Annotated in this window: 19 protein-coding genes and 1 other annotated feature; of the genes, 2 read left to right on the top strand and 17 right to left on the bottom strand. The window is 54.4% G+C overall.

The features are described from left to right. Positions 1 to 34: 34 nt before the first annotated feature. From GZ1_RS04605 to GZ1_RS04615, 3 genes are all read right to left on the bottom strand, one after another. Positions 35 to 3,268, bottom strand: a complete 3,234-nt coding sequence (locus GZ1_RS04605) for a vWA domain-containing protein (protein ID WP_060787993.1) — start codon at positions 3,266 to 3,268, stop codon at positions 35 to 37. A 68-nt stretch (positions 3,269 to 3,336) separates the two neighbouring features. After that, positions 3,337 to 4,632 carry a bifunctional folylpolyglutamate synthase/dihydrofolate synthase gene (locus GZ1_RS04610; protein WP_060787994.1) on the bottom strand — a complete coding sequence of 432 codons (1,296 nt, stop codon included), beginning with the start codon at positions 4,630 to 4,632 and terminating at the stop codon, positions 3,337 to 3,339. A gap of 183 nt (positions 4,633 to 4,815) precedes the next feature. Next, on the bottom strand, positions 4,816 to 7,458 hold the full coding sequence (locus GZ1_RS04615; RefSeq protein ID WP_060787995.1) for a valine--tRNA ligase: 2,643 nt from the start codon (positions 7,456 to 7,458) through the stop codon (positions 4,816 to 4,818). A gap of 100 nt (positions 7,459 to 7,558) precedes the next feature. After that, positions 7,559 to 7,794 (bottom strand) — a binding site (T-box leader). 139 nt (positions 7,795 to 7,933) lie between these two features. Here GZ1_RS04615 and GZ1_RS04620 point away from each other — a divergent pair. Further along, on the top strand, positions 7,934 to 8,122 hold the full coding sequence (locus tag GZ1_RS04620) for a YszA family small membrane protein (protein ID WP_011232115.1): 189 nt from the start codon (positions 7,934 to 7,936) through the stop codon (positions 8,120 to 8,122). A 38-nt stretch (positions 8,123 to 8,160) separates the two neighbouring features. Here the strand turns inward: GZ1_RS04620 and ysxE are convergent, their stop codons facing one another. The 8 genes from ysxE to hemA all read right to left on the bottom strand — a co-directional run bounded on the left by ysxE (position 8,161) and on the right by hemA (position 16,590). Continuing rightward, positions 8,161 to 9,192 (bottom strand): spore coat protein YsxE, encoded by a 1,032-nt coding sequence (gene ysxE / locus GZ1_RS04625; RefSeq protein WP_060787996.1) that lies wholly within the window; start codon positions 9,190 to 9,192, stop codon positions 8,161 to 8,163. 44 nt (positions 9,193 to 9,236) lie between these two features. Continuing rightward, positions 9,237 to 10,292 (bottom strand): stage VI sporulation protein D, encoded by a 1,056-nt coding sequence (gene spoVID, locus GZ1_RS04630; RefSeq protein WP_060787997.1) that lies wholly within the window; start codon positions 10,290 to 10,292, stop codon positions 9,237 to 9,239. A 118-nt stretch (positions 10,293 to 10,410) separates the two neighbouring features. Next, complete coding sequence (gene hemL / locus GZ1_RS04635; RefSeq protein WP_013144589.1) at positions 10,411 to 11,700, bottom strand: glutamate-1-semialdehyde 2,1-aminomutase; 1,290 nt, start codon at positions 11,698 to 11,700, stop codon at positions 10,411 to 10,413. A gap of 16 nt (positions 11,701 to 11,716) precedes the next feature. After that, entirely contained in the window at positions 11,717 to 12,691 is a 975-nt protein-coding gene (gene hemB, locus GZ1_RS04640; protein ID WP_013144588.1) for a porphobilinogen synthase, read from the bottom strand. Beyond that, the gene (locus GZ1_RS04645; protein ID WP_060787998.1) at positions 12,692 to 13,459 is read right to left on the bottom strand and encodes a uroporphyrinogen-III synthase; all 768 of its coding nucleotides are present in this window, start codon (positions 13,457 to 13,459) and stop codon (positions 12,692 to 12,694) included. It lies immediately after the preceding gene. After that, positions 13,456 to 14,388: a hydroxymethylbilane synthase gene (gene hemC / locus GZ1_RS04650; RefSeq protein ID WP_020754245.1), complete on the bottom strand. Its 933-nt coding sequence runs from the start codon at positions 14,386 to 14,388 to the stop codon at positions 13,456 to 13,458. Before hemC ends, GZ1_RS04645 begins: the two co-directional genes overlap by 4 nt. Before the next feature lie 15 nt (positions 14,389 to 14,403). Then, positions 14,404 to 15,225: a cytochrome c biogenesis protein gene (gene ccsA, locus GZ1_RS04655; RefSeq protein WP_060787999.1), complete on the bottom strand. Its 822-nt coding sequence runs from the start codon at positions 15,223 to 15,225 to the stop codon at positions 14,404 to 14,406. A 6-nt stretch (positions 15,226 to 15,231) separates the two neighbouring features. After that, positions 15,232 to 16,590, bottom strand: coding sequence for a glutamyl-tRNA reductase (hemA, locus tag GZ1_RS04660; RefSeq protein WP_060788000.1), 1,359 nt, complete (start codon positions 16,588 to 16,590; stop codon positions 15,232 to 15,234). A 166-nt stretch (positions 16,591 to 16,756) separates the two neighbouring features. On the opposite strand from hemA, the gene GZ1_RS04665 reads away from it, so the two are divergent. Then, positions 16,757 to 17,242, top strand: a complete 486-nt coding sequence (locus tag GZ1_RS04665) for a LiaI-LiaF-like domain-containing protein (protein WP_011232124.1) — start codon at positions 16,757 to 16,759, stop codon at positions 17,240 to 17,242. Between the two features lie 41 nt (positions 17,243 to 17,283). Here GZ1_RS04665 and yihA read toward each other — a convergent pair whose 3' ends face one another. From yihA to GZ1_RS04695, 6 genes are all read right to left on the bottom strand, one after another. Continuing rightward, positions 17,284 to 17,871 carry a ribosome biogenesis GTP-binding protein YihA/YsxC gene (gene yihA / locus GZ1_RS04670; RefSeq protein WP_013144582.1) on the bottom strand — a complete coding sequence of 196 codons (588 nt, stop codon included), beginning with the start codon at positions 17,869 to 17,871 and terminating at the stop codon, positions 17,284 to 17,286. Then, positions 17,868 to 20,210, bottom strand: a complete 2,343-nt coding sequence (gene lon, locus GZ1_RS04675) for an endopeptidase La (protein WP_031212304.1) — start codon at positions 20,208 to 20,210, stop codon at positions 17,868 to 17,870. Before lon ends, yihA begins: the two co-directional genes overlap by 4 nt. Positions 20,211 to 20,440: 230 nt before the next feature. Beyond that, complete coding sequence (gene lonB / locus GZ1_RS04680; RefSeq protein ID WP_014196454.1) at positions 20,441 to 22,114, bottom strand: ATP-dependent protease LonB; 1,674 nt, start codon at positions 22,112 to 22,114, stop codon at positions 20,441 to 20,443. Between the two features lie 143 nt (positions 22,115 to 22,257). Beyond that, a complete protein-coding gene (gene clpX / locus GZ1_RS04685; protein WP_011232128.1) occupies positions 22,258 to 23,523 on the bottom strand; it encodes an ATP-dependent protease ATP-binding subunit ClpX in 1,266 nt (421 codons plus the stop codon). A 230-nt stretch (positions 23,524 to 23,753) separates the two neighbouring features. Beyond that, a complete protein-coding gene (gene tig, locus GZ1_RS04690; protein ID WP_060788001.1) occupies positions 23,754 to 25,040 on the bottom strand; it encodes a trigger factor in 1,287 nt (428 codons plus the stop codon). A gap of 164 nt (positions 25,041 to 25,204) precedes the next feature. Beyond that, entirely contained in the window at positions 25,205 to 26,185 is a 981-nt protein-coding gene (locus GZ1_RS04695; RefSeq protein ID WP_033025943.1) for a tetratricopeptide repeat protein, read from the bottom strand. Positions 26,186 to 26,227: the final 42 nt, after the last annotated feature.

The raw sequence follows: 26,227 nt of genomic DNA on the forward strand, positions 1-26,227 counted from the left end.
TGCTAGGAGGCCGTTTTTTATAATACTCTGCTTTTTACCAGCGCCCTCTGCTGCCGCTTCCGCCTCCGCCGCTATCCGATGTCCGGTCACGGACGATGACGGTCACCGTTGCTCGAATCGGCTTCCCATCTGCGGTTGCCGCATTGGCTGTCGCTGTCACCGTCGCATAGCCGACATCGTTTGCTTCTAAATACCATGTGCCGTTTTTGTTGACGGCGTTGACATACTCTGGAGCAGACGATTCAACCGAACGAATGCGCTGATCGGTCGCATTGCTCGGTGTAAAGCGAAGCTGCGGCACCACTTCAAGACGCTCGCCTACCGTCATATAAAGCACCGTGCTGCGGAACGCCATCCCTTCAAGCGGCATGTACGGATCGCGAACGGTGATCGTCGCCGTCGCCGACGCGTTGCCGCCATCGGTCGAGCGAACGGTGATCGTCACCGTTCCCGGTCTGAGCGCTGTCACTGTTCCATCATCGGCCACGGAAGCGACATCCGGATCGCTTGATGTCCACTCAAGCGTTTTGTTCGTCGCATCGCTTGGGATGACCGTCACTGGGATCGTCTGCGTGTCGTGGACGTTCATCGTCTCTTCGTAGTCGCCAAGCGCCAGTTCGCGAACGAGCTTCACGTAGCGGAATGACACCCTCGCCGTCCCGTCTCCGCGCGTCAACCCGCCATCGGAGCGCACGGACACGATATACTCTCCATCATCGGAAATGGAAATCGCATACGGCGAAGCGAGCGGCTGCCAGTCCGAAGTCGAACCGTTGCGCACGATTTGGTAGTCGTACGCCACCTCTTCGCCGGCGACAAGCCCGATTACCTTCACCGTTGGCGCCTCGTTCACCATGGCGCCGTTTTCCGCCGGACCGTTTGCGGTTTCAATCGACAAATGCGGTTTCAAATAGATGCGCACTGTCCGATCATCGCTGTACGTGACGAGCAGCACCCCGTCATCGTCCGCATCGTACTGCAGCGCCTTGATGGGCATCATCAGCAAGCCGTAGTCGTTCGGATGCTTCGTCGTCCCGACGACATTTGTTGTTTCTCCAAATCTTTCCCATTTGGATATTAATCCGCGCTGGTCTCCCTCATAATAAAAATTAGGAAAATCGTCAAGCCGCACTTTCATGCCAATCCGCTCGGCAGGCGGCGTTAACGCCGACATCCGTTCGCCGTAGCGGCTGTCGGTAAACGCCACGGCCGCTGGCAGCAGCTGCACGCTATCCATCGCCCAATCGGCTTGCATCGTCAGCCGCGCCGATAACGTTGTGCGGCCAAGCTGCGAGTAATCAATCGTCCGATTCGGGAACGTAATCTTCGCATAGCGGACGCCGTCTTGGCTATAGGTCGTTACGTTGTCCCCGGGCAGGACAGTGATGCCATCCGGAAGCGGCTGAATGAGCGCGATGTCGCTGATCGTGCCGGAAGCGCCGCCGACATAGCCGGTTGGCGTCAACCAATAGACGGCCTGGAACCGGTTGTCATCTCCGTTCGATGCCCCGTGTTTAATTAAGCTGCCGACATCGCGGCTCACTCCTTGAAGCGCAACTGTTCCGGTAAACGACGGCGGTACTTCATCTTTTACCACCACGGTGACCGATTTGGTGGCCGTCGGCTGCAATTGCCCGTATACGTCGCGATATGTCAGTTCGGCGGTAAACGTATACGTCCCCTTTTCTTTAAATGACGCGAAAACCGGAATGGTGATCGGAGGCGGCGCTGGCTGGCCGATTTGATACGGAATCGAAAAGGAAATGTAGGCGTTTTGTTTATTTTCGTCCAGCCATACTTGCCCGCTTTCTTTGATCTCAACTTTGCCGGCGAAGGAGGAAAGCGGGATGCGCACCGTCCCAGTGAGCGCTGGAGTTGTTGCCAGCTGTGAAAATGTTTGAAACAGCTCGGTCAAGTTTTGCGTTGTCCCGCGTTTCGCCTCGCCCCCAGCTGTTGCCGACAAGCTTTGCAAATAGCCCATATCAATGTCATCATTTGTGCCAAAACCGATGGAGTAAAGGGTTATATTGTTTAAACCAAGTGTTTTGGCGATGGTAAGAGCATGGTTGCGAATTTTTGTTTCTGTATCAATGTAAGTAAACGGATATCGACTCTTGCCAAGAGGAATGATGGAATCCTCCACATAATCCCATCCATCACTTTTGAATAAGCGAGAGAACCCGTTATTATCAATAAAACGAATACCGGCCGTTCCGCTTACATACAATTCATACGTTAACGGCAGCGATTCCGTTATTTTTTTCCCTGTATAGTAATAGAGCAAAAGAAGCCGTTCCACTTCCCAGTATGTGATCGGTTCCGTTACATTGAGCACTGTCGGCATCCCGTCAGTCAGAAAAATGATATATTTTTTACGCTCTGGATCGTTAAAATACGACTGGGCGAGCGACAACGCCGCCGAATAGTTCGTCCCGCCGCCAGCCGGTAAACTGTTGCCGGCTGATCGAATTTCCTCAAGCTGATCGGCGACATTCGCCTTATAAGAAAAGGGAACAACGTTTTTCACTGTATCGGAAAACGGGATAAGCGCAAAGCGGTCATTCGGATTCGAATGGGTTTTAAAATAATCGATCGCCGACCGAAGCGCCGCTTTGGCGCTTTCAAGCTTCGCCCATGTCATCGAGCCGGAAATGTCAAACACAAAGACGACATCAATCGGCGGGCGAACGGGCGAATCTACCTTTCCTTGCGGCGTCAACGTAATGTCAAGCCGGCCTTCGGCATCGCCGTTTGGCGGTTTTGCATACTCCGGCTGTGAGGAGGTGATGGAAAAATCCAATTTGGCATTGCTTGCTTCATTTGGCTTCGTATATTCATAAGGCGGCGTCGGGAATGAGAAATACAAGTCTTTTTGTTCATTTCCTAAAATCCGGTAAGCGTCCACAACGATTTCGTAAACGGCCGTTGCCTCCGGAGCCGATGGCCACTTGCCGCGCATATCGAGCGAAAACGTGTATTTTTTCTCTCCGTTCCGGTCCGCCGGCACTTCTACCGCACCAACGCGATAGGTTTCCGCAGTGCCGTTTGCTCCTTTCAACTGGATGTGGACATCGAAAAAGCGAATGCTATTGCCTCTCCCATCGCCGCTTCCCGGGGCCGTTGCCCATCCTTCAATTTTCTCGTCCGAAACGAAAGTAATCTTCCCTTCCGGCTGATCAGCGTGAGCGACACCCGCTCTAATCGGTAATACACTCACAATTAACAACAACAGCAACCAACATGACAGTTGGCCGCACCACCGCTTCATGCGCCTCCCCTCCCGCGCCAAAAGAACTATCTTTCTTCCATTATATCAATCCTTTTCATCGCTTGGCATTATTTTTTTAAACGTTTTCGCACTTCAGATATAAAGTAAAGCGATCCTGTAATGAGCATCAACTCATCGCTCCCCATTTGGTTTTTCTTTTCACTGATCCAGCCGACCCAATCACCTGTCACCGCTTTCTGCGGATGGGACGAAAGGTCCGCCAACTGTTCCGCCGCTGCCGCGCGCGGAAAATCAAACGTGGTAAACGTGATCGTATCCGCGAGCTCATCAAGCCGTTGAATCATCCGCTCCAGCGGCTTGTCTGTCAGCGCGGCGAACAAGACATGGACGCGTTTGTCAGGATAATGGGCGCGCACCGTCTCCACGAGCGAGCGAATGCCGGCTTCGTTATGGGCGCCGTCGAGAATGATGAGCGGTTTGCCGCTCACCCGCTCAAACCGGCCGGGCCAAGCAGCAGTGGCCAGCCCATCGGCGATATGCTCCGGCTCGATTAAAAACGAATAGCCAAGGCGCAACAATTCTGCCGCCATCACCGCCACCGCCGCATTGTCGACTTGATGGGCGCCGGGCATTTGAATGCGCAAATCGCGGTATTCGGCAAACGGCGTGGCGAGGGAAAACTGCTCTCCTTCGGCGATCGTTTTCCAGTCTGTTACAGTAAAATCAACGCCGAGACGATATGTTTTCGCTTTCCGCTCCGCCGCCGTCTTGGCGATCACATCCCACGCCTCGGGCTCGTTGACCGCTGTCACAAGCGGAATCCCTGATTTAATGATCCCCGCTTTTTCCGCGGCGATCTGATCGAGCGTATCGCCTAAGATGTTCATATGATCGTAGCTGACGTTCGTAATGACGGAAAGGAGCGGATAAATGATGTTGGTTGAGTCCAAGCGGCCGCCGAGCCCGACTTCAATGAGCACGATGTCTTGGATGTTTTGTTTGCCGAAATAATACAACATCATCGCCGTGATCACTTCAAACTCGGTCGGTCCGCCAAGTTCCGTCTGTTCCAATTCGTCCGCAAGCGGTTTGATCGTTTGCACGAGCTCTACGATCTCTTCATCGCGAATCGGTTGGCCGTTTATGCTGATTCGTTCGTTAAACTGCTCGACATACGGCGAGGTGAACGTGCCGACCGAATAGCCCGCCGCCTGCAAAATCGAGCGCAAATAGGCGACCGTTGACCCTTTGCCGTTCGTTCCCCCGATATGGACGGCGCGGACGCGGCGTTCCGGGTGGCCGAGTTGTTCCATCATCCATTCCATCCGTTTCAATCCCGGTTTCATGCCGAGCCGCAGCCGCCCGTGAATCCAGGAGACCGCTTCGTCATAAGTTCGAACCATGTTCATCCTCCTCCTTGTTCGTTGTTGTCTTGTCCTGCTTCCGGTTTCATGCGGCAATCGGGGCCAAGACTCGATCGTATATGTCGAAGGCATGTTCCTTCGGCATCATCATCCCTATCGAAAAAGACGAACCCGCCCGCAAGCGGATTCGTCTTCATCATAATCAACAGCTAGATCGTTTGTCTACCGTTTGAGCTCGGCGAGGCGCGCCTTGACGGCTTCGCGTTTTTCCATGTAATCTTGCCGCTTGCGCCGCTCTTCTTCGACGACATGAGCCGGCGCTTTCGCCAAAAATCCTTCGTTCGCCAGTTTCTTTTCGACGCGCTCGACTTCTTTGTTCCATTTGTCAAGCTCTTTTTCAAGCCGCTTAATTTCCTCCTCAATATTGATCAATCCTTCAAGCGGCATGATGAGCTCGGCGCCGGTGACGACCGCCGTCATCGCTTTGTCCGGCGCGGGAACGTTTGTATCGATCAAGAGCTCGCTCGGGTTGCAGAACCGCTCAAGATAGGCGCGGTTTTTCATGAGCGCCGCCCGCACTTGTTCATCTTTCACCTTAATATAGAGCGCAATCGGCTTGCTCGGCGGCGTGTTCACTTCGGCGCGGACGTTGCGGACGGCGCGGATGATGTCGACGAGCATCCGCATTTCTTCCGCGGCTTCTTCGTTCGACAGCTCAGGGCGCACTTGCGGCCACGGAGCGACGGTGATCGATTCGCCTTCATGCGGCAAGTTTTGCCAAATTTCCTCGGTAATGAACGGCATGAACGGGTGAAGCAGGCGCATCGTGTTGTCGAGCACATACGCCAACACCGAACGTGTCGTCTTTTTCGCCGCCTCGTCATCACCGTACAGCGGCAGCTTTGCCATTTCGATATACCAGTCGCACAAGTCGTCCCAAATAAAGTTGTACAGCGTACGCCCCGCTTCGCCGAATTCGTATTTCTCAGCGAGCTTCGTCACCGTATCGATCGTTTCGTTGAGACGCGTTAAAATCCAATGGTCGGCGACCGTTTTTTCGCCGCTCAAATCAAGCTCCTCGTACGCCATGCCACCCATGTTCATCAAGGCAAAGCGCGAGGCGTTCCAAATTTTGTTGGCAAAATTCCACGTCGCTTCGACTTTTTCGGTGCTGAAGCGCAAGTCTTGCCCCGGCGAGCTGCCGGTCGCCAAGAAATAGCGGAGCGCATCGGCGCCGTACTGGTCGATCACATCCATCGGATCGACGCCGTTGCCGAGCGATTTGCTCATTTTCCGCCCTTGGGCGTCGCGGACGAGGCCGTGGATGAGCACGTCTTTGAACGGACGCTTTCCGGTGAATTCAAGCCCTTGGAAAATCATGCGCGACACCCAGAAGAAAATGATGTCATAGCCGGTGACAAGCACATCGGTCGGGTAGTAGCGCTTGTAATCCGGCGATTCCACATCCGGCCATCCCATTGTCGAGAACGGCCAAAGCGCCGAACTGAACCATGTATCAAGCACATCCGGGTCTTGTTCCCAATTTTCAATGTCCGCTGGCGGTTCATGGTCGACGTAAATTTCGCCTGTTTCTTTATGGTACCACGCCGGAATCCGGTGCCCCCACCAAAGCTGGCGTGAAATGCACCAGTCGCGGATGTTCTCAAGCCAATGCAAATACGTTTTTTCAAACCGTTCCGGCACGAACTGCACTTTGCCGTCGGTTTGCTGGAGCTTGATGGCGGCTTCGGCGAGCGGCTTCATTTTCACGAACCATTGCGTCGACAAATACGGCTCAACGACCGCGCCGCTCCGTTCGCTATGACCGACGGAGTGCACGTGCTCTTCGATTTTGAACAAAACGCCTTGCTCTTGCAAATCGCGGACGATTTGCTTCCGGCATTCAAACCGGTCAAGCCCCTGGTATTGCATGGCGTTTTCATTCATCGTGCCGTCTTCGTTCATGACAAGAATGCGCGGCAAATTGTGGCGGTTGCCGATTTCAAAGTCGTTCGGGTCGTGCGCCGGCGTAATTTTGACCGCCCCGGAGCCGAACTCCATGTCGACGTACTCATCGGCAATGATCGGAATTTCACGGCCAACGATCGGCAGTTTCACCATTTTGCCGATCAAGTGCTTGTACCGCTCGTCATCCGGATGCACGGCAACGGCCGTATCGCCGAGCATCGTTTCCGGACGGGTCGTCGCCACTTCAATGCAGCCGGAGCCGTCGGCGAGCGGATAGCGCAAATGGTAGAGCGCGCCTTTTACTTCTTTATAAACAACCTCAATGTCCGACAAAGCGGTTTTCGTCACCGGGTCCCAGTTGATGATGTACTCGCCGCGGTAAATAAGCCCTTTCCGGTAGAGCGAGACGAACACTTCGCGCACCGCTTTTGAGAGCCCTTCATCGAGTGTGAACCGCTCGCGCGTGTAATCGAGGCCAAGCCCCAACTTCGCCCATTGGCTGCGAATATGGCCGGCGTATTCTTCCTTCCACTTCCACGTTTCTTCTAAAAATTTTTCCCGGCCTAAATCATAGCGCGACAGCCCTTGGCTGCGCAATTTTTCCTCCACTTTCGCCTGGGTGGCGATGCCGGCGTGATCCATTCCCGGAAGCCACAAAACGTCATACCCTTGCATCCGCTTCATGCGCGTAATGATGTCTTGCAGCGTCGTATCCCACGCGTGCCCCAGATGCAGTTTGCCGGTGACGTTGGGCGGTGGAATGACGATCGTAAACGGTCGTTTGTTCGGATCACCGGTCGCTTCAAAAAATTTTCCTTTCAGCCACCATTCGTAGCGCCCCGCTTCGACCGCGCGGTGGTCGTATTTGGGCGGCATCGACACTTCGTGCTGTGCCATGTTTCATTTCCCTCCTTCAACATGATGGACAATGCGGCCGACGGCGGCTTCCCATTGAGCAATGCCGCACAGCCGGCAAGCAAAAAAGCCCCTTTCATCCCAAAAGGACGAAAGGAGCTGCTTTCGCGGTACCACCTTTTTTCTTAAGCCCAAAGGCTTAAGCGCTTCATTGGCATAACGGCATGATGCCGGCTTCCTCTACTCGGCAGCAGCGCCTTTCAAAGAAGCAGCTCAAGGGCGACCTTCCAGCAGCCGTCATCCTAGGAAATCTCGCAGCTTCTGATTCCCCTCTCTGCAGGCGCGGACCGCTGTACTCCTCCCCGTCTTCGCTTTTGTCATCATGGTTCGATTATTATACTACCATTGTCCATCATCTTTGCCAAGTTTTTATTTATTTATTCCATCCGTGTGCATTTGGTGACAAACCATCGCACGTTTCATATTGTATAGTAAACCGGAGAAGGAGGGAATGTCGATGCGGCGATTCAACCCGTATTCGTGGCCGCCGTGGCTGAGGCAAGTGCGCGCCGTCTGCGCCCAAGTGATCATCCCGCTCACCATTTTTCAAGCGATCCGCACCATTTTTCTGCCAACGACGTTTGATGTCATTTTATTGGCCATCTTCGTTTTCATTGCCGTGGCGCTCCATCTGGAATGGATTTAGTGCGACGCCGTTTTGTTTGGGCTGCATTCAAAACCCATTTAATCATTGCTGCTTTCATCCGCCGGCGGTTCGTTGTCTACCGCTTCTTCCTGCTGCCGCACGGCGTCGCGTTGGACAAGGTGCATAACGAGCGCCTCCATATTTTTGAACGCCAAATAACGACGCTGCAACGCGGCCACATATTCCCGTTCGTTCCGCTCGTTTCGCGAAGCGGCCTCATACCGCTCCAAACAGCGGACAAACCCACGCGGCTCCGCCAAATGGCTGTATAAAAACGCCCGCTCCCCGTCGGACAGCGGCAACTCCTTCTCGTACTCCTCCATTCCTTCAAGCCACTCGCGCCCAAGCGGCGGCATTGTCTGTACGTGAAAACGGAGCGCGGCGATCACATCAAAGAGCGGCGAATTCCAATGCGCCCGCTCCCAACTGATCCAATACGGCGGGATATAGTGGGAGAGGCGCGCTTTGCCGTGCACCCAAGCGATGCGCCATTGCTTCGTCTCTTTGAGCGTCTCTTCCCACACATCGAGCCGTTCTTCAGCGAACGAGTACGCGCGCATCACCTCATGAAAATACGTGCAGCATTGGAGCTGAAACGGAGACATGTACCACGCCGCTTCGTACCGCTCAATCCGTTCTTCCCACACCGTCCGCGCCCGTTGCCATTCGTCCTTTTTTTTCTTTCGGTACGCCGCCGCCTCTTCCTCACTCACCTCGATCGTGCGGACGGTGGTGCGATGGAGGCGGGCGAGCTCGCGAAAAAAGGCGTCCACGGCATCCTTCTCCACCTTTGATTCGCCGTCATGCCATGCTTGCAAATAATAAAGACGGCCGCCTTCTGTGGCAAACAGCGACCGCCGCCGCGTCAGGTAAAGCGGGAGACAACGGGGGCCGCCATGCTGAAGAGACTGCCAAACGGCGGCGGCTTCTTGCTCGCTTTCAAGCGTCTTTAAAGCGAAAACGCCGCGGTTCGTGTATACCTTGACGGCTTTGCCTCGCTGCTCCATGCGCACTGGACGAAGCCCATACTGGACGAGCACAGCATCATATCGGTCAGCCTGTGCGGCCATTTGTTACGCCCCCTTATCGGCAAAAGAAACGGAAAGCGTCCCTTTTATGAGAAAGGACGGCTTCCCGCCATGGCCGGAATATACAAAAGCTGCCCCTCGTGCACGTCATCTGGGCTTTCCAAATCATTGGCGCGCAAAAGCTGCGAGACGGTCACATCATACCGTTCGGCAATCTTGTCCAATGAATCTCCTTGCTGGACGATGCAAATTTTCAGTTTCGTAAACTCTTCCGCCTCGCTTTTCGCAAACAGTTTCGTCAAGTAAAGCGCATTTTCGCTTTTTGTTTTCGTTTCTTCTTCCTCTTCTTCCTCAACCGCCTTTTTCGTCGCCCCGATCGATACCTTCGCCTCAGTTGGCGGCAGCAGCGAAGCGATGTCTTCCTCCGTCTGTGCGCTGACCGCCTTCGTTTCCGTCTCAAGCGGCAAAAACGGCTCTTTGGCCTCCTCTTCTTCCTCAGCCTCCGTTTCTTCATGACGCATGGCGGCCGGCTCCATGACGGAAACCGTCGTTTCGTCGGCGGCAAAAGCCGGCTGTTCATCCGCCTCATCGGTGAGATCATCCACGGAAGCAAACGCTTCCTCACCGGCCGCTTCCTTGCGGGCGATCGATTCAAACGGGGCAAACAGCGGCTCATCGTCCTCCTCATCGTCCGGCAAATCATCGCCAAGCGGCGCTTCACTGATGCCGCTGATCGAAATGTCGGCAGTGATCAGCAATCTTCCGTTTTCATCCAAATCATAATCAAACGATTCAACCGTCACGTACACATCCTCAAGGGAACGAATGCGGTTTTTTGGAATCGTAATATCGATTGGAAAGCGGTGCGACAGTTCGCTGATCCCGTCTTCGCGCACCGAAATGTGCTGAATGAACCGATAACCAGCCAGCTCAAACACGTCGTCATCCGCTTCAGCCTGCCCTTCGCCCGCTTGGCGGAATTCGCCGCTCAACTCAAGCGCGCCGCGGATCGTAATATATTGGTCGTACTCATCGACGGAAATGACCGGATCAAGAGAAATGGATAAAAACTCGGCGACTTCCTGTCCTCTTTTAAACCAGACCGATTCTTCCAATGAAAAACGCAAATACGATTGCTCCAACCGGGCCTCCTCCTTCCGTCCCTTTGGCAAATGGTTTCTATGACATTATCCATTGTATGAACGGAAACGAGGCGGTATGATAAAAAATTGGGCTGCCGACGGTCGGCAGCCCCTTTCCTTATCCGCGCAGACGGGCAAACACCCGCTCAGCAGCGGCAATCGTATATTCAATATCATCATCACTGTGCGCCGTCGACAAAAACAGCCCTTCAAATTGCGACGGCGGCAGGAAAATGCCTTCATTCGCCATTTCCCGATAATAGGCGGCAAACAGCTCCAAGTCGGACGTTTTCGCTGTCTCGTAGTTGACCACCGGCTCGTTCGTGAAGAAAAAGCCGATCATCGACCCAGCGCGGTTGATCGTATGCGGGATGTCGTATTTCTCTGCTGCCTGATGAAGCCCATCCGCAAGGCGCGCCGCTTTGCGGCCAAGCTCTTCGTACGTTTCCGGCGTCAGCTGGCGTAGCGTCTCGTACCCGGCCGTCATGGCGAGCGGATTGCCGGAGAGCGTGCCGGCTTGGTACACCGGCCCGCTCGGCGCGACAAGCTCCATGATCTCGGCTTTGCCCCCGTACGCCCCGACCGGCAAGCCGCCGCCGATCACTTTGCCAAGGCACGTCAAATCCGGCTCAATGCCATAATACCCTTGGGCGCAGTGGTAATCGACGCGGAACCCGGTCATGACCTCGTCGAAAATCAATAAGGCTCCGTATTGTTTCGTCACCTCGCGCAGCCCTTCCAAAAAGCCAGGCACTGGCGGAACGACGCCCATGTTGCCGGCGACCGGTTCGACGATCACCGCGGCGATGTCTTCGCCAAACCGCTCAAACGCATAGCGGACGCTGTCCAAATCGTTGTACGGCACCGTGATGGTATGCTGGGCGACCGATTCCGGCACGCCCGGGCTGTCCGGCAGGCCGAGCGTCGCCACGCCAGAGCCGGCTTTAATGAGCAGCGAATCGCCATGGCCATGGTAGCTGCCTTCAAATTTGATAATTTTGTTGCGCTTCGTGTAGCCGCGCGCTAAGCGGAGGGCGCTCATCGTCGCCTCGGTGCCGGAGTTGACCATCCGCACGATTTCCACCGACGGCACCCGCTCAATCACGAGCTTGGCGAGCTCATTTTCAAGCAATGTCGGAGCGCCAAAGCTCGTCCCTTGTTCCGCCACGCGCTTCAACGCTTCCACGACCTGCGGGTTGGCATGCCCTAAAATGAGCGGCCCCCATGACAGTACGTAATCAATGTACTCATTGCCGTCAATATCGTAAATTTTCGCTCCTTGGCCGCGCGCCATGAAAATCGGCGTCATCCCGACCGACTTGAAGGCGCGCACCGGGCTGTTCACCCCGCCCGGCATCAATTTCACCGCTTCTTCGTATGCTGCCTTTGACCGTTCATAGCTCCGCATCATTCCGCCCTCCTCTCTATTCAGCCAGCCAGCGGGCGACATCTTTGGCAAAATACGTAATGATCAAATCCGCGCCCGCCCGTTTCATCCCTGTCAACATTTCCATGACGACCGGCTTCTCATCGATCCAGCCGTTTTGCGCCGCCGCTTTGACCATCGCATACTCGCCGCTCACGTTATAGGCGACAAGCGGAAGCGGAAAACGGTTTTTGACGTCGCGGATAATATCCATGTAGGCAAGCGCTGGCTTCACCATCAAGAAATCAGCGCCTTCTTTGACATCCGACTCCGCCTCGCGAAACGCCTCAAGGCGGTTGGCCGGATCCATTTGGTACGTCTTCCGGTCGCCAAACTGCGGCGCGCTGTCGGCGGCATCACGGAACGGGCCGTAAAACGCCGAAGCGTATTTGATTGCATACGACATGATCGGCACATACTCAAACCCTGCTTCATCAAGCCCACGGCGAATGGCGGCGACAAAGCCGTCCATCATGTTCGACGGCGCGATGATGTCGGCGCCGGCTTGCGCTTGGCTCACCGCCGTTTTGGTGAGGAGCTCGAGCGACGGGTCGTTCAGCACGCGCTCGTTTTCGACGACGCCGCAATGGCCGTGGCTCGTATATTCACATAAACACGTATCCGCAATGACGACTAGATCTTTGTGTTCGGCTTTGATTTGGCGGATCGCCCGCTGAACAATCCCTGTTTCGCAATACGCCTGCGAACCGACTTCATCTTTTTCATTCGGCACGCCAAACACCATGACGGCGGGAATGCCAAGCTTGGCGATGTCGTCCACTTCCTCGGATAAACGGTCAAGCGATAAATGGTAAACCCCTGGCATCGACGGCACTTCCCGCTTAATGCCGCTTCCCTCGACCACAAACAGCGGATAAATGAGATCCTCGACACGAAGATGCGTCTCACGCACCATCGCCCGAATCGCAGCCGTTTGCCGCAAACGGCGATGGCGGTCAAATGACAGTGCCATTCATCGTCCCTCCATGGAAAAATATTGTTCCATCGCTTTGATTATACCATCCGTGGTGTAATCCGTCGGACAAATATGGACCGGAATGCCCGCCCGCTCGGCCGCTTCTTTCGTCACCGGTCCGATGCAGGCGACCGCAACACCGGAAAGAAGGGCATCCGCTTCTTTGTCGAGAAGGCGGACAAGGCTGTCAACCGCCGACGGGCTCATCAAGGTGACCGCATCAAGCTCCCGCCGGCGCAACAGCGACAACAACCGCTCCCGGCCGCTTTCATCAGGCTCGGTCTCATACACCGTGAGCTCGTCGACCGCGGCGCCGGCGTTTCGCAACGCCTCAGGCAAGGTCGGGCGCGCCAAATTGCCTTTGACAAACAGCACCCGGTCGCCTTGTTTGACGCGCGGCATGAGCAAGTCAGCCAGCCGCCTAGCGGTGTAATCATCCGGCACGAGCGCCGGGGAAAGACCATGCTCGGCGAGCGCCGCCGCTGTTTTCCGGCCGACGACAGCCATCTCCGGCAGCGGCCGCGGCAACGAAACATGTGGAAAAAAGAAGCGGACGGCGTTCGCGCTTGTGAAAACGAGCCAACGGTATTCGCCAAGCCGCTCAACCATAGAAGCGATTTCTTCCGGCGCCGCCGGTCGGATGGCAATGAGCGGGATCTCGACCGGCACGGCGCCGACAGCGCGCAGCTTGGCAGAAAACGATGCCGCCTGCTCTTTGCCGCGCGTCACAAGCACCGTTTTGCCGGCGAGCGCGCTGTGTGTCATGATTGGCTCAACTCCTGTTTCACCCGCTCGATGAGCGCTTTCGCCCCTTGTTCGATCAAGACAGCGGCCGCCTGCCGGCCGACGGCCTCCGGATCGGCGCCCGTTACCATTTCTTTATACTTTTCTTTTCCATCCGGTGAAGCGACAAGGGCCGTGAGGCGCACCATGCCACCGTCTGCTTCAGCGTAGCCGGCAATCGGCACTTGACAGCCGCCTTCCATTTGCTGCAAAAAGGTGCGCTCCGCCCGAACAGCCCGCTCGGTTTGCTCGTCGTTTAACCGGCTGAGCCATTGGCGCAATTCGTCATCATCCTCCCGGCATTCGACCGCCAGCGCCCCTTGGCCGACCGCCGGAACACAGACATCAAAAGGAAGATAGTCGCTGATGACGTCATCGCCCCAACCCATGCGCGCAAGACCCGCCGCCGCCAGCACGATCGCATCGTACTCTTCGCTTTCGAGCTTCGCCAACCTTGTGTCAATATTGCCGCGAATCCATTTGATCGTCAAATCCGGGCGATAGGCAAGCAACTGCGCCGAACGGCGCAAGCTGCTCGTGCCAATGACCGACCCAGGCGGCAAGTCGGAGAGCATCCGGTTTCCTTTGCTGACAAGCACATCGCGTGCATCTTCGCGGCGCGGAACCGCACCGATCACTAAACCTTCGGGCAGCACAGCCGGCATATCTTTCATGCTATGGACCGCCATATCGATGCCGCCGGCGAGCAATTCATGCTCAATCTCTTTCACAAACAACCCTTTGCCCCCGACTTTCGAGAGCGTAACATCAAGCACCCGATCTCCTTTCGTGACGATTTCTTTCACTTCAAACGTAAACGGCGCCCCAAGCTGTTTCAATTCGTTGATCACCCACTTCGTCTGGGTCAAGGCAAGCTTGCTGCGCCGCGAGCCAACGACAATGTTCCGCATTTCGTTCCTCCCCAGTTACGCATACCAAAAATGAAATTTTGACAAACTGCCAAACAAGAAAAAGTTGACAAGCAAAAATAAAAACGAGCCGATGTTCCATAACGCGATCGCCTTTCCTTGCATCTGCCGGACGACCCGTTTGTAAAAGTAGATGCCATAAACAAGAAGAACGACAAACGATCCGAGCACTTTCGCGTCATACCAATGGAAGTGGTCAATTTGGATGTACGCCCAGATGACGCCGAGAATCAGCCCTAGTAACAACATAGGCAAACCGAGCAAATTTAAAACATACGACAAAAAATCGAGCTTCGCCAAATCGGCCATCCGCCATAGGCGCGCCCCCCATTTTTTTCTTTTCAGCAAACTGTATTGCAACATGTACAGCACCGAAAAAATAAAGGACAACGAAAACGCGGCGTATGCTCCGAGCGCGAGCGTAATATGGATGATCAAGAGCTCCGAGACGAGCCGTTCGGCGATGGCCGGCGACTGCGACGACGGCACGAACGTGTGAATGGCCAAAATAAAAAAGGCAAGAACATTCGTGAAAAAAACGATAAAATCAACGCGCAGCAGCCGATTGATCACGAGCGACAGCGTAATGAGCAGCCAAGCGTAAAAATAAAGCCCTTCCGACATCGTTAAAATCGGAAAGCGCTTCGTCTCCATGATGCGGGAAACAAACGTCACGGTCTGCAAAAGCCACACAATAGAAAGCAACCAGAAGGCGATGTCGTTCGCCTTCCGGTTTTGCTGCAAAAAATCAATGAAGTATAGCAGGATGGACGCAATGTAAAGCAAAATCGACAGTTCGTACAACGGCGCCACAACCATCCCACCTTACAGCTGCCACGATGGGCGGGCCGCTTCCGCTTGCTGCCGGTCGTTCCGCACGGTTTCTTCCCGTTTCATCCCTTGCTGCTGCGCTTTCACCGCATCTTCGATATTGAAAATTTTCATAAACAGCAAAAGCGCCTCCTCGGCATTCGGGCCGGCGGCGAGTTCCTTCGCCTGCAAAATCGGATCGCGGAGCAGCTGGTTAATAATGCTTTTCGTATGCTTATTCAACACTTTCCAGTCGCGCTCCGACAAATGCGGCAGTTTCCGCTCCAAACTTTTCATCGTTTCCGCTTGGATGGCCAGCGCCTTTTCGCGCAATGCGGCAATGACTGGCACGACGCCGAGCGTCTGCAGCCATTGGCTGAACGCCATCAGTTCCGCTTCGATCATCATTTCAATGCGAGCCGCTGCCTTTTGCCGTTCCGCCAAGTTGGCCGCCACCACATCTTGCAAATCGTCAATGTCGTACAAAAACACCGTTTCCAAATCAGCCAACGCCGGATCCAAATCGCGCGGCACCGCGATGTCAACCATAAAGAGCGGGCGGCCTTTGCGCATTTTCTCAAGCGGCGCCACCATTTCCTTCGTCAAAATATAGCCTTTGGCTCCCGTCGAGCTGATGACGATATCCGCTTCCAGAAGCGCACACGACAGCTCACTGAGCGGCTTCGCTTCGCCGGCAAACTGCTTCGCAAGCTGTTTCGCTTTTTCAAGCGTCCGGTTGACGACTGTGACTTTGCCAACGCCGCTGCCGTACAAGTTTTGCGCCGCCAGCGTCCCCATTTTGCCGGCCCCGATAATCAAGACGTGCTTGCCGGCAAGGCGGCCGAAAATCTTCTTCGCCAGCTCAACCGCCGCATAGCTGACCGATACAGCGTGCGCACCGATGCCCGTTTCCGAGTGGGCGCGCTTCGCAAACGTCACCGCCTGCTTGAACAGATGATTGAAAATCGTGCCGCTCGTCCCGACCTCTTGAGCGAGCAAATAGCTGTCTTTCACTTGCCCTAAAATTTGCGTTTCCCCAAGCACCATCGAATCAAGGCCGGCCGCCACGCGGAACAAATGCTTGATGGCCGCCTCTCCTTCAAGCACACGCAAATACGGAGCAATCGCTTCCACTTTGACGCCAAACCATTCGGCTAAAAATGCTTTCATATAGTAACGGCCGGTATGCAGTTGATCAACCACTGCATAAACTTCCGTCCGGTTGCACGTCGAGACGATCACATTTTCGAGCACGCTTTTTTGCTTGGCGAGCTGTTTCATCGCCGCACCGAGTTCCGCTTCCGCAAACGCGAGCTTTTCGCGGATTTCTACAGGGGCGGTTTTATAGTCGACGCCAACGACTACGATTTGCACGATGCCATCCCCCTTATTGACCGAATCCCTTCCATCATTATATCACAACCGTCCATCGTTCCGGTTTGAAAAAATTGTGAACATGCCTCCAAAGCTATGCTAAACTGTAGACAGTGATCATTCTATCATAAACATGTCCAAAAGGGAAACGGAGGACGCGACGATCATGAAAACCCGAACGGTATTCGCCGGCATCTTGTTCATCGGCCTCGGGCTGTATTTTCTCGCCGGACAGTTGGAATCCCCCCTTTTCCATTTCTTCCAAGGGTGGCCGGCCTTGCTTGCCATTTGCGGCGCGGCTTTGCTTGGCCAGGCGCATTCAGCGCGCGAATATGCTTACCTTTTCCCCGGCTTTCTTTTACTCGGATTTGGCGTTGAACTGCTCCTTGCGAGTGCATTTTCGGCCTGGCCCCGCGGCGTGAACATGTTTTTTTTCCTCATCGCGCTCGCTTTTTTCGCCAGCAGCCGCAAACAAAAAGGCGGGGCCGGCTTTGGCGTGCTTTTTTTGCTTCTCGCTGTCGTGCTGACGTTTTCCGGGCGCGGCCAGCCATTCTTTCACCTCGTCCAAGCCGGACTTTCCTCTGTCTGGAAGTTTTGGCCGCTCGGACTCATCGCCATCGGCGTCTATATATTATGGACTAGGCGAAAATAGCCTTGGAAGTGAAAACACCAGCGGAATCGCTGGTGTTTTCGTCATGAGGCCACAAACGGCAAAAGCGCCGCCCATGCTTCGTCTTTCCCTTGTCCGGTCTCGGCGGAAAACAAAATGAGCGGGTCGCCGTCCGCCATCCGCAGCGTCTCGCGCGCGATTTTCGCGTGTTTTTGATGCTTGCCGCGCGGCACTTTATCCGCTTTCGTCGCAATGACGATCACCGGGATCTCGTAATGTTTTAAAAACTCGTACATCATCACATCGTCTTTCGTCGGCGGATGGCGCAAATCAACGAGCAGGACCGCCGCCTTCAGCACCTCGCGCGTCGTAAAGTACGTCTCCATCATGTTCCCCCATTTTTGCCGCTCCTGCTTCGACACGCGGGCGAACCCATAACCTGGCACGTCCACAAAGTAAAACGAGTCGTTAATCAAATAAAAATTCAACGTTTGCGTTTTCCCTGGCTTTGAGGAGGTGCGCGCCAAGTTTTTCCGGTTGATCATTTTGTTGATGAATGATGATTTGCCGACGTTCGAACGGCCGGCGAGCGCCACCTCCGGCCGTCCGCCGTCCGGATATTGTTCCGGCTTGACGGCACTGGTCACAAGCTCTGCTTTCTTCACATTCATCGCTTCCACCCCACCAGCGCGTGCGGCAGCACCTCATCGAGATGAGAGACAAGCACAAAGCGCAAGTCGCGCTTCACCGTTTCCGGAATGTCAGCCAAATCTTTTTCATTGTCTTTCGGCAAAATGACGGTTTTCAATCCGGCACGATGGGCGCTTAACGTTTTCTCTTTCAGCCCCCCGATCGCAAGAACGCGGCCGCGCAGCGTAATTTCCCCGGTCATGCCGACAAAGCGGCTCACCGGCTTGCCCGTCAAAGCGGAAATGAGTGCGGTCGCAATCGTAATGCCGGCCGATGGCCCGTCTTTCGGCACCGCTCCTTCCGGAACGTGGATGTGAATATCATATTTCTCATGGAACTTCGGATCAATGTCAAGCTCCTCAGCGCGCGACCGCACGTAGCTGAACGCCGCTTGCGCTGATTCTTTCATGACATCGCCGAGCTTGCCGGTCAGCACGAGTTTCCCATTGCCTGGCGCGAGCGACACTTCGATGGCGAGCGTATCGCCGCCAAACGCCGTATACGCCAGCCCGGTCGCCACGCCAACTTGGTCTTCCGCCTCCGCTCGGCCGTAGCGGTATTTTCGCTTCCCTAAAAATTCCTCAAGATTGTTTTCTGTGATCACAACCCGCTTTTTCTCGCCGGAAACGATGAGGCGGGCCGCTTTTCGGCAGATAGCGGCGAGCTGCCGCTCAAGCTCCCGCACCCCGGCTTCGCGCGTATAATGGCGGATGATATCGAGCATCGCGTCATCGCGAATTTGCAACGCCGCCTTTTTCAGCCCGTGCTCGGTGATTTGTTTCGGCAGCAAATGCCGCTTGGCGATATGCAGCTTCTCCACTTCTGTGTAGCCTGGTATGTGGATCACTTCCATCCGGTCCAAGAGCGGCTGCGGAATCGCCGCCAAATGGTTGGCCGTGGCGATAAACATGACTTTCGATAGATCGTACGGCTCTTCAATGTAATGGTCGCTGAACGTATGATTTTGCTCTGGATCCAGCACCTCCAGCATGGCCGCCGATGGATCGCCGCGGAAATCGCTCGACATTTTGTCGATTTCATCAAGCAAGAAGACGGGGTTGATCGTGCCTGCTTTTTTCATCCCCTGGATAATGCGTCCCGGCATGGCGCCGACATACGTGCGGCGATGGCCGCGAATTTCCGATTCGTCGCGGACGCCGCCGAGCGAAACGCGGACGAAGCGGCGGCCGAGCGCTTTGGCGATCGAGCGGGCGAGCGACGTTTTGCCGACCCCCGGCGGTCCGGCGAGGCAAAGAATCGGACCTTTTAACGATTTCGTCAGCTGCTTGACGGATAAAAATTCAAGCACCCGTTCTTTCACTTTATCGAGCCCGTAATGCTCCTCGTTTAAAATCGCTTCCGCCCGCTTAATGTCGTGGATGTCTTCCGTTTCTTTCGACCACGGCAAGGCGATGAGCCAATCGAGGTAGTTGCGAATGACTGCGCTTTCCGCTGAGGTCGCCGGAATTTTTTCATAGCGGTCAAGCTCTTTCAATGCCGTTTGTTTCACATGCTCCGGCATGCCGGCCGCCTCGATTTTTTCTTTCAGCTCCTCGACTTCGCCCGTTTTTCCTTCTTTTTCGCCAAGCTCTTTTTGAATCGCCTTCATTTGCTCGCGCAAATAATACTCTTTTTGCGTCCGCTCCATCGACTGCTTGACGCGGGCGCTGATCTTTTTCTCAAGCTGGAGCACTTCTTTTTCGTTGTGCAAAATTTGGATGATTTTATTGAGGCGCTCTTTCACGTCGATCGTTTCTAAAATGCGCTGCTTTTCCTCAAGCTTAAGCGGCAAGTGCGAGGCGATGATGTCCGCCATTCGCCCCGGCTCATCGATGTCGACGATCGAGGCGTAAATGTCGACCGACAGCCGCTTGGACAAGTTTATGTACTGCTCGAAATATTCAAGCATCGTCCGCTTGAGCGCCTCATCTTCTAAATCTTTCGCCGCCCGATCAGCAAACTTTTCGACTTTGACGAGAAAGTACGGCTCCTCGCTGATCACTTCCGTAATGAGCGCCCGAGCGACGCCTTCGACAAGCACGCGGAACGTGCCGTTCGGGAGTTTTAGAAGTTGCTTGACGCGCGCGATCGTTCCCATTTTATATAAGTCATCCATGTCCGGTTCGTCGATGGCAACGTCTTTTTGCGACGTCAGCAAAATCATATGATCCTCAACCATGGCTTGTTCGAGCGCTTTGACCGATTTCTCGCGCCCGACATCCAAATGGAGCACCATCGTCGGAAACACGAGCAGCCCACGCAGCGGCAAAAGCGGAACGACCGTCTCCTTTTTCTTTCCGTTCACGCCGAACACCTCCATCTCTCGCTTCTATTCGTTTATTGTATAGTACGGCAGCAGGGTTTGTAAAATTTGACGAACGAAAAAGCGCGCGGCGCTCCGTCTGCAGGCAAAGAAAAACCGACTTCAGCGACGATCCGCTTGCGCCGAAGCCGTACATAAAAGAGAGGCCGGGCGAACCGCCCGACTCGGTTGCGAGCGGACCGCCCGCTTTCGTTGCCAACCGTTCGCCTTGCCGCCGTTTCCTTTGGCTAGACGAGCTTTTTCTCCGAGCGGTCCATAGCCGCTGGCAGCAGCGCGGGGCCTCGGCGGAGCGCCTCTTCGCCGAACACATGGACGAGCACTTCCTCGAGGCGGCGGACGGCGATGATTTGAATGCCGCTGACTTCGCCTAGCAACGATTGCATATTCTCAATCGGGATGATGACTTTTTTCGCCCCGGCTTGTTTGGCCGCTTTGATTTTGGCGAACACGCCGCCGACCGGTTTCACGCAGCCACGGATGCTGATTTCTCCGGTCATCGCGACCGTATGATCGACTGGCAGCTGGTAGATGGCGGAATAAATGCCGACGGCAATCGCCACCCCGGCTGACGGGCCGTCAACCGGCACCCCGCCCGGAAAGTTGACATGAATGTCGTAGCGGTCCGCTGGCACGCCCATCGCCCGCAACACCGTAATGACGTTTTCCGCCGAGCCGCGCGCCATGCTTTTGCGCCGCACCGATTTTTCTGCACTGCCGATGCTTTCCTCCTCGACAATGCCGGTGACATTGATCGACCCTTTCCCTTTGGCCGGCAAAGCGGTCACCTCAATTTCCAACAGCGCGCCGGTGTTCGGGCCGTACACGGCAAGGCCATTGACGACGCCGACCGCCGGAGCGGAAGCGATTTTCTTCTCATAGCGCGGAGTCATTTGGCTCGATTGAATGACCCATTCAATATCTTTGTCCAAAATGTGTTCTCGGTTTTCCGTGATGGCTAGGCCAGCGGCAATTTGCATCATGTTGACCGCCTCCCGCCCGTTGCGCGCATAGGCGGCAAGGAGGCGAATGCCGCTTTCTGACACGTTCAAGCGGATTTTTTCCGCCGCCTTTTTCGCGATGAGGGCGATTTCATCTTGGTCCAATTCACGGAAAAATACTTCCAGGCAGCGAGAGCGAATGGCCGGAGGAATTTCGTTCGGCGTGCGCGTCGTCGCCCCGACAAGACGGAAATCAGCCGGCAGTCCATTTTGGAAAATATCGTGAATATGGCTTGGGATTTGCGGATTTTCTTTGCTGTAATAGGCGCTTTCAAAAAATACTTTCCGGTCCTCAAGCACTTTCAACAACTTGTTCATTTGGATCGGATGAAGCTCGCCGATTTCGTCGATGAATAAAACGCCCCCGTGGGCGTTCGTCACCGCCCCTTGCTTCGGCTGAGGAATGCCGGCTTGCCCCATCGCCCCGGCCCCTTGGTAAATCGGGTCGTGCACCGAGCCGATGAGGGGGTCGGCGATGCCGCGCTCGTCAAAGCGCGCCGTCGTCGCGTCAAGCTCCACGAATACCGCATTTTTCTTAAACGGGGAGAGCGGATTTTTTTTCGCTTCCTCAAGCACGAGCCGAGCAGCTGCCGTCTTGCCGACGCCGGGCGGCCCGTAAATGATGACATGTTGCGGGTTGGGGCCGCATAAAGCAGCTTTTAACGCCTTGATGCCGTCTTCCTGACCGACGATGTCGTCAAAACTTTTCGGCCGCACTTTTTCCGCCAGCGGCTCGGTGAGCGAAATCGAACGCAGCTTGCGGAGTTGTTCCATCTCTTTGCGCGACTCTTTATCAATCGAAACTTTTTGCACACGCTGCCCTCTTAGCAAATTCCAAAAATAAAGGCCGATGATGACCCCGAAAAACAGCTGGATGACCAGTACGATGTTCGTCCAATCCATGCCCCGATATCCTCCTGCCTTTAGATGGTATGTAGTATGATAGTATCTCCGCGAACTGGCGGGAATAAACCAAAAAAGCGCCAGCGGGCGCGCGGGGCATGGGCGGCAAAAAAAGAAACCGCCGAAAAAAGGCGGTTTTCCCATCAGGCAGATGTTTTCCGTTCCAGCTCGATGACGGTGCCATCATGACGGATCAGCGTCGGCGGCTTTGTGCCGCGCACCGTGTCGAGCGTGATGATGCACTTTTGCACATCTTCGCGCGACGGCAGCTCAAACATCACATCGAGCATAATGCCTTCGATGATCGAGCGAAGGCCGCGCGCGCCCGTTTTCCGCTCAATCGCTTTTTTCGCGATTTCACGGAGCGCCGCTTCTTCAAACTCGAGCTCAACGCCGTCAAGCTCCAGCATTTTTTGGTATTGCTTCACAATGGCATTTTTCGGTTTCGTCAAAATGTCGATCAACGCCTGTTCGTCGAGCGGCTCGAGCGTCGTAATGACCGGCAGACGGCCGATGAACTCCGGAATAAGTCCGAATTTGAGCAAGTCTTCCGGCAGCACTTTCGACAACAAGTTTTTCTCGTCGACATCCGTCTGGTTCATTTCCGCGCCAAAACCGATCACTTTTTTGCCAAGACGGCGCTTGATGATCGGCTCAATGCCATCAAACGCTCCACCGCAAATGAACAAAATGTTCGTCGTATCGATTTGAATGAATTCTTGATGCGGATGTTTGCGGCCGCCCTGCGGCGGAACGCTGGCAATGGTGCCTTCTAAAATCTTGAGCAGCGCCTGTTGCACCCCTTCGCCGGATACGTCGCGAGTGATGGAAGGGTTTTCCGATTTGCGGGCGATTTTGTCAATTTCATCGATGTAAATAATGCCTTTTTCCGCCCGTTCGACGTCATAATCAGCCGCTTGGATGAGCTTTAACAAAATGTTTTCGACGTCTTCGCCAACATAGCCGGCCTCTGTAAGCGAGGTGGCATCGGCGATGGCAAACGGCACGTTCAAAATGCGCGCCAGTGTTTGCGCCAGCAGCGTTTTCCCGCTCCCGGTCGGCCCGATCATCAAAATGTTGCTTTTCGACAGCTCGACATCATCGATTTTGCTGCCGGAATTGATCCGTTTATAATGATTGTAAACCGCAACGGCGAGCGATTTTTTCGCCTCATCTTGACCGATGACGTACTCATCTAGAATTTCCCGAATTTCCAACGGTTTCGGCACGTCTTTAAATTCAAATTCCTCTTCATTGCCGAGCTCCTCTTCAACAATTTCCGTGCATAGCTCAATGCACTCGTCGCAAATGTAAACCCCCGGACCGGCAACGAGCTTTCGGACTTGGTCTTGTGTTTTGCCGCAGAACGAACATTTCAATTGCCCTTTTTCATCATTAAACTTAAACATGTCATTTCACCCCTTGCCAACGAAATCGCGCCTGCTTATGTATCCATGTCCGCCATCTCTTATGTCGTAAAAATGTATGTATTCGCTATTTTACCATACATGTTCCTGAGAAAGCGAATGAAAAAACCGTCGTCCATTTGGAAAAGTTTGAAAATTGCCGTTCAGGCGCCATGGTTGTGGATAAAGAACAAGGCACGAAGTCTCGCGCCTTGTTCCTTCCTTAAGATATATTATGCCGCAACCTTGCTGTGCTCTACAAGAAAATCGACTGTTTTCCGCCATTTCAAATCTTCTTTGACGCCATCTAAGCTGCCGAGCAGCTCTTTCAGCTTGTCCACGCTCAGCTTGTAGACTTCCGCCATTTTTTCGAGCTCTTTGTTTACTTCCTCGTCGGTTACTTCAATGTTTTCGGCCTTCGCGATCGCTTCAAGCGTCAACGCCGCGCGCACCCGTTTTTCGGCATCTTCTTTCATTTGCTCGCGCAACGACGCTTCATCTTGGCCGGAGAATTGGTAATACAACTGCAAGTTCAGACCTTGCATTTGCAGGCGTTGGTCAAATTCGCGAAGCATCCGGTCGGTTTCATTTTTGATCATGACCTCTGGAATATCCATTTCGGCGTTGGCTGCCGCTTTTTCGACAACCGCATTGCGCAAGGCAGTCTCCGCCTCGTTCTTTTTCTCCTCTTCCAAACGGGCGCGAATTTTCGCCTTCAGTTCGTCAAGCGTTTCGACTTCTTCATCGACGTCTTTGGCAAACTCATCGTCAAGCGCCGGCAACTGTTTCGCTTTCACTTCATGCACTTGCACTTTGAACGTCGCCGGTTTGCCGGCCAATTGCTTCGCGTGGTATTCATCCGGGAATGTGACTTGGATTTCTTTTTCCTCGCCGGCTTTCATGCCGACAAGCTGTTCTTCAAACCCCGGAATGAACGTTCCAGAACCGATTTCAAGCGAATAGTTCTCCGCCTTGCCGCCTTCAAACGGCTCGCCGTCGACAAATCCTTCGAAATCGATGACGACCGTATCACCGTTTTCCACTGTCCCGTCTTCTTTCACGACAAGTTCAGCGTAATCTTCTTGCAGGCGTTTCAGTTCGTTTTCGACATCTTCGTCCGTCACGGTTGTATCCATTTTTTCCACTTCAAGCCCTTTGTATTGACCGAGCTTCACTTCCGGCTTTACGGTCACTTTCGCTTTGAAAATTAAGCTTTTGCCTTTTTCCATTTGCTCAATGTCAATCTCCGGCATTGACACCGGTTCGATGCCTGCCTCTTCGACGGCTTTGGCATACGCCTCTGGCAGCAAAATGTCGAGCGCATCTTGATAGAGCGCTTCGACGCCGAAGCGTTTTTCAAACAGAACGCGCGGCACTTTCCCCTTGCGGAAGCCCGGAAGCGTGATGTTTTTCACCACTTTTTTAAACGCGGCGTCCAAGCCTTTGTTCACTTTCTCGGCGTCGACCTCAACGGTCAATACGCCTTCGTTCCCTTCAAGCTTTTCCCATTTGACTGACATCCTTGTTCCCTCCACCTGAAATCATTGCTCGGACCATAGCGCACTCCGCTTGTCCAGATCTTTTTATGATGCCCGATTATGTAGACAAGTATGCGAAAACAGATACATAGCACAGCCATTATATTATACCATACAACAGCCATGTTTCAACAGAGAACGAGCCATTAGAGGGAGGAAAGTTCCTCTATTTCATATAGTTTTTGGCAAAGCCTTGCCATCTCCGCCGCCTCCACACCGTAGCGGTCGGCCAAGGCGGCCGCGTCAGCATCCAAGCCTAAAAACCGGCTCGCCATCCAATGGAGAGCAGCAAGCCAGGCCGCTGCATCCGCCGGCTCCGGCGGAAACGGATACAACACATATGCATAGCGAAGCCAAATTTCCGCCGCCGTTTCGTATAAGCTCGGGCTTTCCGCCGCGAGCTGCTGCTCAAGCCGGCCCAGCAGTTCGGAAGCAAATTCCGTTTCCGTCTGTTCGTCCAACGCTGACGGGACGACCTCCATGCAACGGCCAAATTTTTCAACCGTCACCGTTTCATTGACTCGCTTCCCTGTCAACAGGCGAAGAAGCATCGTTTTCGCCATCGGGCTTTTTTCCGGTGCGCGTAAATATTGCTTGAGCAACGGCAGCACCGGATCGATGTCTTCTTTTTCCAGTTGTTTAATCAGTTGCAGCTGCTCAGCAATGTCCCCGGACTCAAGCAGCCGTCTCACCCGCTTCCACTCCGCGGGCGGAAGCGTGCGGGCATTCATTTTTTCACTGAATCGAAGCAGCTGGTGAAGCTGTTCGCGCAGCGAAACGGATAGCGACGGACGGCGCAAGGCGTGGCGGATCACGGTTTCGGCCTTGCTGTATCGATTCGTTTGCAACAATATGGCAATATACATTTGCAACAGTTCACCGTTGCCCGGTTGCTCGTCAAGCAAACCGGCAAGACGCCGCTCCGCCTCATCATATTCCCCAAGCTCATAGCAACAGACAGCCAGCCCAAGCCGAACCGGAAAGCTGTGGTCGCCAAGCTGTTCGGCGGCGCGCAAAAAGCGGAGCGCTTCTTTATATCGCTTCGCCTCGAGCGCAGCAAACGCCTCTTCCATAAGCCGTTCTTTTGTTTGCGGAAACATGATGATTTTTCCTTTTTTCCCGGCCATCTTCGCCCGCTCCCATTTGCATTTACCATCAGTGTAACAAGT

The organism is Geobacillus zalihae NBRC 101842, from assembly GCF_001544135.1.
Classification (GTDB): domain Bacteria; phylum Bacillota; class Bacilli; order Bacillales; family Anoxybacillaceae; genus Geobacillus; species Geobacillus zalihae.